Genomic DNA, 13,179 nt, shown 5'->3' on the forward strand with positions numbered 1-13,179 from the left:
TGGGTCGCATATTATAACTTTCTAAGACCTCATCCATATAACTATTGGAAACCACTTAATGAACTTGAAGCTCTTGATGGTATCGATAATATGCCTGCCAAATGGCAAATATTAATCAGGTTAGGACAGCAAGCTATTTTAGATATCCAAGAAAAAAATGCTTCCTAACGGATTATATAACCAAATATAAATTTTTTTGCCTTCATTAAAGGTCTTTTTGTCATGCTCAAATTTAAATTATTTCTGTAATTTACTACTTTAAATTTTCAAAAAGATAGTGTTTTTTGTTATATTATTTTTTCATAGCAAACTTTACACTATCATAAAAAAGCTATTGCAATAACGATTAAATTTCGCTAGCAATAGCTCTTATATTTTTACTGCACTAGTAACAGCTTTTATAGAAATTTCTTTGAATATAAAGCTGCAACATAAGTATATTTTTTATGTTTTTAAACTATTGCTTTATTTAATGGAACTAATTTATTATTTTTCATACCATATAGTTCTTCTCTTTTAATATCTACAAAAGCATCTTTTATTGCATTTGATGTATTCTCTTTTATAAAATTACCTAAAAGATCTGCTGAAAGATTTTCTTTAGACCCACATGATACAGTAGTTACTATAGTCAGTAGATTATTTTCAACATTGTATTCGAATTCCTTAATCATAGGTTTTATATCTACAACTTTTTCACCTTTTTTGCTTTTCTTTATTGTTTGCCAATTTTCCTTTAAATATAAATTTTGCAATTCACTTTTTAATGCAGCATCATTGTCATACTTTATCTTTATAATATATTTTGCTCCTTCAACTGCTGCCATAGCTGTTGGTGGCTTCTTAGTATTTTCTTTCTCAATAATCATTTTAGCATCAAGAAATTTAATTCCACTTGGAGCAGCTAAATTTAATTTATCAATAACATTTTTTTCAGAAATTACTTCATCTAACTCAATATCTAAGTATTCAGATTCAGAATATACTCCAACTGATAATGGTTGTGCAATTGACATTATCATGTGAGGGTTAAATCCTTTTGAATACTTTGCTTTTATTCCACTTCTTCTAACAGTTCTATGAATTGTTCTCATTAAATCTAAATGAGAAATAAACTTAATATTGCTTTCTTTAGTAAACTTTATTAAATAACGCACCTTCAAAGCACTCTCCCTTCGCAAATGCCTTTCTGTTAACTCCACATCCTGTACATCCTAATCTACAATCTGGTGTTAATGAAGCTTTTTTAGCCTTTTCATTTTCTCTTTTTAAGAACTCCTTAGTAACTCCAATTTCAACGAAGTCCCATGGTAATATTTCTTCATAAGAACGTTCTCTGTGAACATAGAAATCTGGATCTATATCACATTCTTTAAACGCATCCATCCATATATCATAATTGAAGAATTCAGACCATCCATCTAATCTAGCACCTTTTTCATATGCTTTTATTATAACATCACAAATTCTTCTATCTCCTCTTGCAATAACCGCTTCCATATAACTTACAAGCGTTTCATGCCAATTATATGAAATAGCTCTGCTTTTTATTTCTCCTCTTAATGCAGAAATCTTTTCTCTTACATTTTCTAAGTTGTCCATTGGAGCCCATTGGAATGGTGTAAATGGTTTTGGTACAAAAATAGATGTTGAAATTGTAACTTTAAGCCCTCTATTTCTTTCATTTTTAGGGATTTTATAATATTCATCCACTACCTTCTCACCAAGATGAGCAATTCCCTTTACATCTTCTACAGTTTCATATGGTAATCCCACCATAAAGTATAACTTTATAGTACTCCAACCATTTTTAAACGCATCAGAAACTGATGTTAATAAATCTTCCTCATTAACACCTTTATTTATAACATCTCTCATTCTTTGACTTCCTGCTTCAGGAGCAAATGTAAGACCTGTTTTTCTTACCTTTTGTATTTCATTTATAAGATCAACTGAAAAAGAGTCTATTCTAAGTGATGGCAGCGAAACACTTATCTTATCATCTTTATATTTTTCAACCATATTTAAAACTAGATTTTTAACATCAGAGTAGTCACAAATTGATAATGATGTTAATGAAATTTCATCATATCCAGTTGACTTTAATAATTTATCTGCCTGTTTCATTAATGTTTCTGTATTCTTTTCTCTTACAGGTCTATAAATCATACCTGCTTGACAGAATCTACATCCTCTTGTACAACCCCTCATAGTTTCTAACATTATTCTATCATGTACAATTTCTGTATATGGAACTATTAACTTATCAGGATATAATACATCATTGTAATTATCAATAACTCTTCTTTTAACGGTTTTAGGAACATCTTCATACTTAGGTTTAAATTCTTTTATTGTATTGTCATCATTATAACTTACTTCATAAAGCGATGGAACATAAGTACTTTCTATATGCGAAGCTTCTCTTAAGAATTCCTTTTTACTCATTCCCTTTGCCTTACATTTTTTATAACAGTCAATTATTTCATTTAGGTGATCTTCTCCTTCCCCTAGTGAAAAAATATCTGCTATATCATATAAAGTTTCTGGATTAGTAGAACATGGTCCTCCCATTATCACTATAGGTTCATCTTCTCCTCTTTCAGAAGCTCTTATAGTGACTCCACCTAAATTCAACATATTTAGTATATTTGTATAACTCATTTCATATTGTAATGTAAATGCTATAAAATCAAATTCATTTATTGGATCTTTTGTTTCTAATGTGAATAATGGAATATCATTTTCTCTCATTAAAGCTTCCATATCACTCCAAGGTGCAAATACTCTTTCACAAAAAGTATCTTCTCTTTGATTTAATGTATAATAAAGAATCTTCATTCCTAAATGCGACATACCAACTTCGTATACATCAGGAAAACAAAAAGCAAATCTAATATCAATATCTTTTATGTTTTTATTATAAGAGTTGAACTCTCCTCCAATATACCTAGCTGGTTTCTCAACTCTATAAAGAATATCATCATTTATTCTATTCATTTTACTCCTCCTTCGCTACGTACATTTATTCTAACACAGGGAATATTCTTTATCAATGTAATTAAATTCTAAGATAAATTAATATATTCCTTTATTGTTATATCTCCATATTCTTTCGTTCCCTTTAACACTTCTTCTTCTGATATAACCCTAATAATATTCATGCTATCATCTAGAATATAAAATAAAGTGTATTTACCCTTGTCAATTAAAGTTAATACACTAAGTAATGACTTATTATATGAAATTGAAATTACTATACTTTCTATATATCCCTTTTTAAAAAAACGTTCTCTTTTTCTCATCAAATCCCCCATAACTACATATACTATTGTTTTTTTCTCTATATAAGCACAATATATTATTAATATGCTAATTAAAATTAGACTTACATTAAACTTAAACTTTATCCCTACGATAATTGCTGTTATTAAGAAAAACATCCCTATAAATATACTTGTATAAATTACAATAATATTAGCCTTCTTATATAAATATCTTCTAGTTAAAATCTTCTTTAAAATACGCCCCCCATCTAATGGTAAAGCTGGTATAAGATTAAAAAAACCTAAGATATAATTAATCACCATTTCTTCATATAAGTTTAATAAAAAAAATATTATTCCCATAATAATATTAATAATTGGACCAGCTAAAGAAATAATAACATCTTCTTTTACCGACATATCCTCCATATCCTTGTAATGTAACTTAGCACCTAATATGTCTATTTCTATAGTATATCCCCTGTATTTAAAAGCTATTGCAGCTACTAAATGTGCTATCTCATGAATCATTATAAATAAAAATGAATATAATATACTTAAACTTCTTGTGGCTATTACAATTATAATTATATAAATAAAAAATCGCTTATTTATTTTTATCATCGTATCACCCCGTAACAAGATTAGACTTTAAGCTATCTATTTAAATATATTTATATTTCTTCATGTATATGTAGTATTCTAAAAAATAAAGAAGGAATTGTTTATCACTCAATTCCTTCTTTAAAAATTCTTTCTAATATCATTATAAAAGCTACCACTATGTGAAAAATATCTTCTCCACTGTGATAGCTTTTTTATTTTAGAAGTTAATCTTCTTACGTCTCATTCCTACATTTAGCACTAAAGCTAAACTCATAAAGTAAACTAGCATAGAACTACCTCCATAACTCATAAACGGAAGCGTTATCCCTGTTATCGGCATTAGTCCAACATTCATTCCTGCATTCTCTAAAATTGAGAATAACATAGAACCTGTAACACCAGCTACCAATATCGATCCAAAAACATCTTTTGACTCTCTGGCTATATTAATCATCCTAAAAATCATAATTCCATACAATGCCAAAAGTCCCATTGAACCAAGAAGTCCCCACTCTTCACCAACTACAGAAAAAATGAAATCCGTCCAAGCTTCTGGAATAAAACCACCTTTAGTTTGACTTCCATTCATATATCCACTTCCAGTAAGTCCTCCAGATCCTATAGCTATTTTGGCTTGTATTACGTGATAACCATCACCTAACGGATCTCTCGCTGGATTAAATACAGTTATTATACGATTTTTTTGATAATCTTCTATAAGTCCACTATTCCATACTACTGCAATAGCAACAAATAAAGCTAAAAATCCTCCACCAATAATCTTCCAATCTAATTTTCCTACTATAACCATTCCAAGTACAGTAAAGAATATTACCATTGTCATACCCATATCTGGCTGAATTATAACTAATGATGTAGGAATCATTGCATATATAAAAATTATAAATAGCTTTTTAAATGAATCAATTTTACCATCCATGTCTTCAACTTTTTTTGCTACTATGATTATTATTGCAAGCTTTGCAAATTCAGAAGGCTGTATTGCTCTAGACCCTATTTGTATCCATGAATTTGCTCCTTTACTAACACTACCTGCTACTTTGTTTATAAGTAAAAGTACAATAGAGGCACCATAAAAAACATATGCATAATTTCTAAAAAAAGAGTAATCAATAGTTAAAATAAAATAGATAGCTATAAGTCCTATTACAAGCCACATTAATTGTAACTTTGCATATTCAAATCCAATAGTTGCTCCATTTAATGTCTTGTTATATGTAGCAGAATATATATTAAGCACTCCGAAAATAACAATAACAATTGATATCATTAATATAGTAAAATCTACTTCAGCTAACAACTTTCTATTTATTTTAAGATCAGATACCATCCTATCAATCTTAGAACCTTTTCTCATTTTTTCACCTCAATAATCATTTGTAAATATTACATAACTATTTTATTATATCATATAGGAATTATATTTAACACAAAAAAACTTAAAGAATAGCTACATAAGGTAACTATTCTTTAAGTTTTTTAATAGGTATATTAGCTATTAGTGCTGGACCACATCCATCCATATTATTATCAGTAGTTAGCTTCACATCTACATCTGCATTATCTATCTCTACATATTTAGATATAACTTCTAATATCTCATTCTTCATTTTCTCTAGTATAGTTGGACTTAAATCCTGTCTATCATGAATTAAAATTAATTTCAATCTTTCCTTAGCTACATCCTTAGGTGCTTGCTTCTCTGTAAAAAATTTAAAAAAGTCCATATCTCCACCCCCTCAACTTATTTTGAAAAGATTTTCTTTATCGAAGCCAAAAATCCTTTTTCTTCTGCTTTAAGTTCTAAAAATGGAACTTCTTCTCCAAGTATTCTTTTAGCAATATTCTTAAATGCTTTTCCACTTATAGCGCCATCTTCTAAAACTATAGGTTCCCCTTTATTTGTAGAAACTGTGATTCCCTTATCATCTGGAACAACACCTATTAACTTAACTGCTAAAATTTCTACAATATCATTTACATTAAGCATATCACCACTTGCAGCCATAGTTGGATTCATTCTATTAATTATAAGCTTATGATCTTCTATGCCCTTTGCATCTAATTTTCCAATAACTCTATCTGCATCTCTCACTGAAGTAACTTCTGGATTAACTACAATTAAAGCCTTATCAGCAGCTGCAATAGAATTTTCAAAACCTTGTTCTATCCCTGCTGGACAATCTATTAATATAAAGTCATACATTTTCTTTAATTCACCAATTAACGAAATCATCTGCTCCATATTTATATCTTCTTTATTTCTAGTTTGAGCAGTAGGTAATAATGCTAAATTCTCAAATCTTTTATCTTTAATAAGAGCTTGCTTTAATCTACATTTTCCTTCAATAACGTCCAATAATGTATAAACAATTCTATTTTCAAGCCCCATTAATACATCTAGATTTCTAAGTCCTGTATCTCCATCAACAACCACCACTGATTTTCCTAAACTTGCCAGCGCAGTTCCAATATTTGCAGTTGTAGTTGTTTTTCCAACCCCACCTTTACCTGATGTTATAACAATTGCTTCTCCCATAAAAAAACCTCCACTATATGAATTTATTTGGTGAATATGGCTCAACTATAATGAAATTTCCTTTGATTTTAGCTACTTCCGGATAATTAGGTTTCATCACATCATCTGGAGATCTTGTAATCATATTTGCTATCTGAATAATTTTAGGTTGTAATGAAAATGCTGCTATTATTGCTTCTTTATTTCCATTGCTACCAGCATGCACATCACCACGTAAAATTCCTAAAACTACAATATTCCCCGTTGCATATACTTCTGCCCCTGGATTAATATCTCCTATAATAATAAGATTTCCATCAAACCTTACTATTTGACCACTACGGATAGTGTTTCTTATAAATTTAGTTTTTCCTTCTTTTATTCCTTGAAAAACCTTAGTATTACTAGTATTTTCTTCACTATCCCTAAATATACAATCCTTTATCTCAAATTCAGAAAAAAGTGTATTTTTAAAACTTCTCATTTCTGATTCACTAAAATACCTAAGTTGTGATGTTATAATTAGAGTGCTTCCTTTAAAAAATCTCTTCCCCTTGTTTAATCTTGCAACTAAATTTGTCATCATTTCATCAAAACTTGCAAATCTACTCATATCAATTATAGCATTTAATCCATCTTTATTTCCCTTTAAAGTAATTTTCCTTGAAATCAGAAACACCTCCATTTAGAAATTGCATCATTATATAATTCAACAATTGCACCAAATTTTCCTTCTTTTTTTAAAAATATTCTTGTTTTATATTACATATTTTTTATATTAAGTTATTTTCATAATAATTATATCAAAATATAAATTGCTACAGAAGATTAAATTTTAAAAAAACTATCTACAATTGTAGATAGTTTTTTTGTTATTACTTATTTTCAAAATACGCTTTCATCACTTCATAATTAATTTCAGCATTATTTTTACCAAAATGTCCATTGAAAGTTACTGATACAACAACAATTTCAGGATCTTCTGCAGGAGCATAAGTTACAAACCATCCATATGCTTCTCTTCCATATGCTAATTGTTCATTATCAAAAGTAGCTGTTCCTGTTTTTCCACCAACTCTAACTGGCAATTTACTAAACAAGCTATTAAATGATGATGAATTATAAATAACCCTTTCTAATCCTGCATTTATACTTTTAGATATATTAGGATCAATATCCATCTTATCAATAACTTCAGGTTCATATTCAGATACTACATTTCCATCCACATCTGTTACTTTATCTAATAAATGTACTTTATATCTAGTACCTCCATTTAGATACGTAGCATAAGCTGAAGCTATTTGAAGTGGTGTAACATTTGTAGCCCCTTGACCTATTGAAGCATTGTATGAATGATACTTTGCAACAAATTGGTTGTATCCTTCATATTTTATCTGATCCCTAATAAAATCTAGCAAAATTTTATAATCATCGTCGCTAGGTTTTCTTCCATTATATTCTGGATCCTTATCATTTAAAAGCCTTATATTTTCTTCTAATGCTTTATTATCATAACTTCCATTACATAATCCATCTAAAATAATAGATTTTATCTTTAACTTTAACGATTTAACCTCTTCACTATCTGAGTCTTCATTTATACTTAAATTAATTGGTATAAAGCTGTATTTTGTTCGTCCTGTATATTCTCCTGCTTTTAATCTACCTGCTAATGATATATACATAAGCTTTGATTGAGTATTTATCCAAGAGTAATGATTATATACCTGACCAAAATTTTCACTTATTTCAATCCCTGTAGATGTTATTGCATTTTTATCTTCTGGATCTGCACCAAGTCCAAATTTCCACGAATATGCAGCAATACCGTTCTCTTTGTACTTAACACCTGATGTTTCTCTATTTTTTTCATCAGAAAACTTCTGATATAATCTTTTGGATACTTCCATAAAGTATGGATTTGAAGATTTTTCGAGTGCCAACTCCACATCTGCATTACCAGCTTGAGGATCCTCAGGGAATGTAGTTTTAAATCCCTCTCCATCTTCATAATAGCCTCCATCAAAAACTGTAGTGCTTTTATCTACAACCCCTTCTGCAAATCCAGCATATGCTGTAAATGTCTTAAAAATCGATCCAGGAGGAATAAGTGATTGTGTAGCATAATTAATTGTAGGTTTAGGAACTAAGTCTTTAATATCTTCTCTTTGCCCATTTTCATTTTTAGGAAAAAGTGCTTCAAACATATTTTTACCATTTAAAGGGTTGCTCTTATCATTTGTTGAGATAGTCTTAGTATCCCATCCTTTTTCTTTAGCTAACTTTTCATAAAACTCATTATCAAAACCATAATATTCATTATATTTTTCTGTACTAAGTCCATTAACCGCTGCAAAATCATTAGGGTCAAAAGTAGGTTGTGATACCATAGCAATCACACCACCGCTCTTAACATCTAATGCTACTACTGCTCCTCTATCAGGAGGATTTATAACAGTACCACTTAATAATGTTCTTGGTTCTGTCATATTTTTTGCTAAAGAATTTTCTGCAGCTTCTTGTACTTTCCAATCTACCGTCAAATGCACATTTTGACCTTGATATGCTTCTCTTTTAGCTAATTCCGAAATCGGTCTTCCAAATCTGTTAACTTCTACAATAGATGCTCCCTTAGATCCCCTTAACCTATCCTCATATGCTGCCTCTATCCCTGATGCACCTTTTATATCTGTACTAGCGTCATATCCTTTTTCTACATTCTTTTCATCATCATTAACTTTTGATACATACCCTATAAAGGCTGCACCCATTTTCCCATAAGGATAATATCTTTGTGGTTTAGTTTCAACATTTATACCTGGCAGTTCATCAAGCATCTGTTCAAAAGTAAAAGCTATCTCTCTATCAAGAGTAGACGCTATTGTTATAGGCTTATATCCTGAATAACCTTGAAGCTGTAATGAATTTTTTACAACTACCATTCGTCTTTCATCTTCTTTGGAATATACACCTGTAGGTATACTAAATTTTTTATCTGATAGTAAAAAATTATATGTATCTTCTGCTGTGTACTTTTCTGCCTCTTTAATAACAGCTTTAGCTTCTTTCTTTTCTAACTTTGAATAAGAAGATCCTTCAAACATTTCTCCAGCTAAATAATCTACTAAGCTAATATCTATTTTAAATTGCTTCTCTTGAAGTTTTTTACCCTCTTCATCTATCGCATTAAATTTAAACTCGTACTTATCACCATTAAGTTTTATAGGAAAGTCATCATCTATATCTAGTTCATTTTCTTTTAAAACCTTAAAAACTTTCTCCATCGTATCATAAAACTTCTCAGTACTTTCTGTAGCTTCTGTAAAAGTAAGGGCAAAATTTTGAATATCATAGGCTATTACTGTTCCATTTTTATCATATATATTTCCCCTTGGTGCTTGTTCTTCAACAAATCTATGGGAACCTGATTTTGCACTTTCACTATAATAACTGTGATTAAATATTTGTATATTTAATAACCCTATACCTACATAAACAATTATCGCCATTACTGATAACTTTAATGCTGAATATCTTGTAAATTCACCTATAAACGATTTTTTTGTTACCGTTTTTCTTCTTTTGTTTTTATTGTTCAATATATCAACTCCTAAAACTCCCAGTCCCTAACCATAAAGCTTTTTTGAGATAAATTATATATCCAACCATAAGCAATTATGGCTATTATCATATTATAAAGAGAACCGAAAATAATGTTTAAATAATTATATTTTTCTCCTAATGAATACATAACTATAAACACTATAGAGTATTTTAAGGCACTTAAGAAAAATGTAATTATTACAGGAAATAACCTTTTCTCTCTGAATATTTTTGTCCCGATAACTGAACATATAACACATGCACCCATATTTAAAAATCCATTAACACCTAATACTCCATGAAAATATACATCCTGAATTAGCCCTGATGCAATACCTAAAAATATAGCATCAATAGGATCTATAAGCATTGAATATCCAAGTATAAACACTAATATCAAACTAGGACAATAACCTCCAATAGAAAATAAGGGCACTACAGAATTATCTAATATAAATAATCCTATTAACAGTAGTAATAGGGTGAGTATTCTTTTCATTAATACTTCACCTCTCCATCCACACTAACACCATCTTTTGGTATAACAATCAAAACTCCATTTAATTTATCAAAATCAACATTTGGAACTATTGTTGCTACTTTCATTCCTTTCCCTGTTTCTTCCTTAACTTCTGATACTTTTCCAATAACAATATCTTTAGGGTATAATTTCCCAAGTCCAGAAGTTAAAACTAAATCATCCTTTTTAACATCACTTTGTATAGGTATATAATTAATTACAGCCTTTGGATCTGTTTGCTTGTTTGTACTAATTCCTTTTAAAACACCATTTGGTGCATCATTAGTACTTTGTTCATCCTTATTATCTTCACTATCCTTATTATCAGAATCATTAACTTCTGCTGTAATTTTTGAAATATAACATGCTATAGAAACGTTAGGTGATGTTACTGTTTCGATTTCTGACCAGCTTTTGCTTACATTTTTGATTACACCTACTAAAGAACCATTAGGAGATAACGCTACTACCCCTTCTTTTATTCCATCATCACTACCTTTATTTATTATAAAGCTTTGTAACCATCCTTCTGTAGATGAACCTGTAATATCAGCTCCTACATAGTCATATTCTCCACGAGTTTCTTTAAACTCTAACATTTTTCTAAGCTCTTCATTTTCTTTTATTAAATTATCATATGCAACTGCTTTTTTTTCTAAATCTGTATTTTTTAATTGAAGTTCTTCGTTTTCACTTTTTATCGAAGAAGCATAAAATATATTACTAAAAAATCCTTTTATTTCACTGCCAACTGTATAGAAAAATCCCCCAATTTTTCCGCTTCCACTGCCCACTGAGTTTGCCACTACATTATTATTTTGTGTTTTAGCACTATATGTTATTAAACTTAAAAAGGCAACTGACAGTATAATTATAACAACTGTCAGTTTATTTCTTAAAAACTTTTTCATATTTTACCTTGATATAGTTTCCTATCTCAATTTATCAAAGTGAGCTAGTGCTTTTCCTGCTCCTAAAGCTACACAATCAAGGGGATTTTCAGCAATGTTTACTGGCATATGAGTTTCTTCGTTAATTAGTTTATCTATACCTCTTAGTAAAGCACCACCACCAGTTAACATAATTCCTCTATCCATTATGTCTGCTGCCAGTTCAGGTGGAGTTTTTTCAAGAGTTGTCTTAATAGCATCTATTATAGCACTTACTGGTTCACTTAAAGCTTCTCTTATTTCAGTTTCTCCAATTTCAACTACCTTTGGAAGTCCTGTTAATAAATCTCTTCCTCTTATCTCCATAGTTTCATCTACTTCTGAAATTTTATAAGCAGATCCTAAAGTAATTTTAACAGTTTCTGCTGTTCTTTCTCCTATCATTAAGTTATAAGCTCTCTTAATATAGTTTATTATAGCTTTATCTAAATCATCTCCAGCTGTTCTAAGTGATTTTGCTGTTACAATACCATCTAAAGATATTATAGCAACTTCTGTAGTACCACCACCAATATCTACAACCATAGATCCTCTTGGTTCATCAGTTGCAAGACCTGCTCCTATAGCTGCTGCCATAGGCTCTTCTAATAATTTTACTTCTCTTGCTCCTGCTTGCTTTGTAGCTTCTTCAATGGCTCTCTTTTCTACTGCTGTTATTCCAGATGGGAAACATACCATTACTCTTGGTGAAGTAAATGCACCCTTTGGACACACTTTTTCAATAAACATTCTAAGCATTCTTTCAGTGACATCAAAATCTGCTATAACTCCATCTTTTAATGGTCTTATTGCTACAATACTTCCTGGTGTTCTACCTATCATTTGTTTTGCTTCATTTCCTACTGCAAGCACAGCTTTACTGTTAGTATTAATTGCTACTACTGAAGGTTCATTTAAAACTATACCCTTACCTTTTACATATACTAATGTGTTAGCTGTTCCTAAATCAATTCCCATATCTTTTGTCATACCAAATAAACCCATTACTATTGCTCCTTCCATTTATACATTAAAGTATTCCTTTTTCTTTCAAACTTACATAGGCATTCTTCCCAATAATTATATGATCTAATACCTTAATTCCTAAGAGTTCTCCACACTCCTTTAACCTTTTTGTTATATTAATATCTTCCTTTGAAGGTGTTGGATCTCCACTAGGATGATTATGCGCTATAATTATCGATGCACTACTATTTTTAATTGCTTCATGAAAAACTTCTCTTGGATGTACTATAGAATAATTTAATGATCCTATAGAAATATCTCTTATTCCAATCACAATATTTTTTACATTTAACATTATAATTTTTAAAACCTCTTTATTCAATAGGGACATCTCATTATTTATAATATTTACACAATCTATAGCACTAGATATTCTAATTTTATCTTCATAATCTACAATTGTGTATCTTCGTATAAGCTCTCCCAGTGCAAGGATTTGTATTGATTTTACCTCTCCTATTCCTTTTATCTCTTGAAGCTCATTTAAAGTCATATCAAATAAATTTCTTAATCCCTTTGATTTTGAAAATACCTTCATAGATACATTTATTATATTATCATCTTTTATTCCACTTCCTAATAAAATTGATAAAAGTTCTATATCTGTAAGGTTTTGTGCCCCGTACATTTTAAATCTTTCTCTTGGTCTATTGTGTTTTGGTAAATCTTTTAATCTTAAATTCATTT

At 29.7% G+C, this 13,179-nt stretch carries 12 protein-coding genes and 1 pseudogene; 1 reads left to right on the plus strand and 12 read right to left on the minus strand.

Annotation, left to right across the window (positions count from 1 at the left end):
• Positions 1 to 168 (plus strand): annotated as a pseudogene (locus tag KQI30_RS17690) (transposase); the annotation flags it as partial.
• Positions 169 to 452: 284 nt separating this feature from the next.
• Here KQI30_RS17690 and KQI30_RS13265 read toward each other — a convergent pair.
• The 12 genes from KQI30_RS13265 to radC all read right to left on the minus strand — a co-directional run bounded on the left by KQI30_RS13265 (position 453) and on the right by radC (position 13,177).
• The gene (locus KQI30_RS13265) at positions 453 to 1,163 is read right to left on the minus strand and encodes a TIGR03936 family radical SAM-associated protein (protein WP_216463826.1); all 711 of its coding nucleotides are present in this window, start codon (positions 1,161 to 1,163) and stop codon (positions 453 to 455) included.
• On the minus strand, positions 1,132 to 3,000 hold the full coding sequence (locus KQI30_RS13270; protein WP_216463827.1) for a TIGR03960 family B12-binding radical SAM protein: 1,869 nt from the start codon (positions 2,998 to 3,000) through the stop codon (positions 1,132 to 1,134). The genes KQI30_RS13265 and KQI30_RS13270 overlap by 32 nt, the downstream gene beginning before the upstream one ends.
• A gap of 68 nt (positions 3,001 to 3,068) precedes the next feature.
• Complete coding sequence (locus tag KQI30_RS13275) at positions 3,069 to 3,890, minus strand: site-2 protease family protein (RefSeq protein WP_216463828.1); 822 nt, start codon at positions 3,888 to 3,890, stop codon at positions 3,069 to 3,071.
• A gap of 199 nt (positions 3,891 to 4,089) precedes the next feature.
• Complete coding sequence (rodA, locus tag KQI30_RS13280; protein WP_216463849.1) at positions 4,090 to 5,223, minus strand: rod shape-determining protein RodA; 1,134 nt, start codon at positions 5,221 to 5,223, stop codon at positions 4,090 to 4,092.
• A gap of 133 nt (positions 5,224 to 5,356) precedes the next feature.
• Complete coding sequence (gene minE, locus KQI30_RS13285) at positions 5,357 to 5,620, minus strand: cell division topological specificity factor MinE (RefSeq protein WP_044037918.1); 264 nt, start codon at positions 5,618 to 5,620, stop codon at positions 5,357 to 5,359.
• 17 nt (positions 5,621 to 5,637) lie between these two features.
• On the minus strand, positions 5,638 to 6,432 hold the full coding sequence (gene minD, locus KQI30_RS13290) for a septum site-determining protein MinD (RefSeq protein ID WP_216463829.1): 795 nt from the start codon (positions 6,430 to 6,432) through the stop codon (positions 5,638 to 5,640).
• 13 nt (positions 6,433 to 6,445) lie between these two features.
• On the minus strand, positions 6,446 to 7,096 hold the full coding sequence (minC, locus tag KQI30_RS13295; protein WP_216463830.1) for a septum site-determining protein MinC: 651 nt from the start codon (positions 7,094 to 7,096) through the stop codon (positions 6,446 to 6,448).
• Positions 7,097 to 7,286: 190 nt separating this feature from the next.
• Complete coding sequence (locus KQI30_RS13300; RefSeq protein ID WP_216463831.1) at positions 7,287 to 10,013, minus strand: penicillin-binding transpeptidase domain-containing protein; 2,727 nt, start codon at positions 10,011 to 10,013, stop codon at positions 7,287 to 7,289.
• An 11-nt stretch (positions 10,014 to 10,024) separates the two neighbouring features.
• Positions 10,025 to 10,516, minus strand: a complete 492-nt coding sequence (gene mreD / locus KQI30_RS13305; RefSeq protein ID WP_216463832.1) for a rod shape-determining protein MreD — start codon at positions 10,514 to 10,516, stop codon at positions 10,025 to 10,027.
• The gene (gene mreC / locus KQI30_RS13310; RefSeq protein WP_216463833.1) at positions 10,516 to 11,448 is read right to left on the minus strand and encodes a rod shape-determining protein MreC; all 933 of its coding nucleotides are present in this window, start codon (positions 11,446 to 11,448) and stop codon (positions 10,516 to 10,518) included. Before mreC ends, mreD begins: the two co-directional genes overlap by 1 nt.
• A 21-nt stretch (positions 11,449 to 11,469) precedes the next feature.
• Positions 11,470 to 12,471 carry a rod shape-determining protein gene (locus KQI30_RS13315; RefSeq protein ID WP_216463834.1) on the minus strand — a complete coding sequence of 334 codons (1,002 nt, stop codon included), beginning with the start codon at positions 12,469 to 12,471 and terminating at the stop codon, positions 11,470 to 11,472.
• Positions 12,472 to 12,496: 25 nt separating this feature from the next.
• Positions 12,497 to 13,177 (minus strand): RadC family protein, encoded by a 681-nt coding sequence (radC, locus tag KQI30_RS13320; protein WP_216463835.1) that lies wholly within the window; start codon positions 13,175 to 13,177, stop codon positions 12,497 to 12,499.
• Between the last annotated feature and the right edge of the window lie 2 nt (positions 13,178 to 13,179).

The organism is Clostridium bornimense (assembly GCF_018917145.1).
GTDB classification, from domain to species: Bacteria; Bacillota; Clostridia; order Clostridiales; family Clostridiaceae; genus Clostridium_AN; species Clostridium_AN bornimense_A.

Bases quoted from the DNA above. Each gene is read 5' to 3' on its own strand.
- mreC (WP_216463833.1), bottom strand. From the start codon at position 11,448: ATGAAAAAGTTTTTAAGAAATAAACTGACAGTTGTTATAATTATACTG.
- minD (WP_216463829.1), bottom strand. From the start codon at position 6,432: ATGGGAGAAGCAATTGTTATAACATCAGGTAAAGGTGGGGTTGGAAAA.
- mreD (WP_216463832.1), bottom strand. From the start codon at position 10,516: ATGAAAAGAATACTCACCCTATTACTACTGTTAATAGGATTATTTATA.
- KQI30_RS13275 (WP_216463828.1), bottom strand. From the start codon at position 3,890: ATGATAAAAATAAATAAGCGATTTTTTATTTATATAATTATAATTGTA.
- KQI30_RS13315 (WP_216463834.1), bottom strand. From the start codon at position 12,471: ATGGGTTTATTTGGTATGACAAAAGATATGGGAATTGATTTAGGAACA.
- radC (WP_216463835.1), bottom strand. From the start codon at position 13,177: ATGAATTTAAGATTAAAAGATTTACCAAAACACAATAGACCAAGAGAA.
- KQI30_RS13270 (WP_216463827.1), bottom strand. From the start codon at position 3,000: ATGAATAGAATAAATGATGATATTCTTTATAGAGTTGAGAAACCAGCT.
- minE (WP_044037918.1), bottom strand. From the start codon at position 5,620: ATGGACTTTTTTAAATTTTTTACAGAGAAGCAAGCACCTAAGGATGTA.
- rodA (WP_216463849.1), bottom strand. From the start codon at position 5,223: ATGGTATCTGATCTTAAAATAAATAGAAAGTTGTTAGCTGAAGTAGAT.
- minC (WP_216463830.1), bottom strand. From the start codon at position 7,096: ATGGAGGTGTTTCTGATTTCAAGGAAAATTACTTTAAAGGGAAATAAA.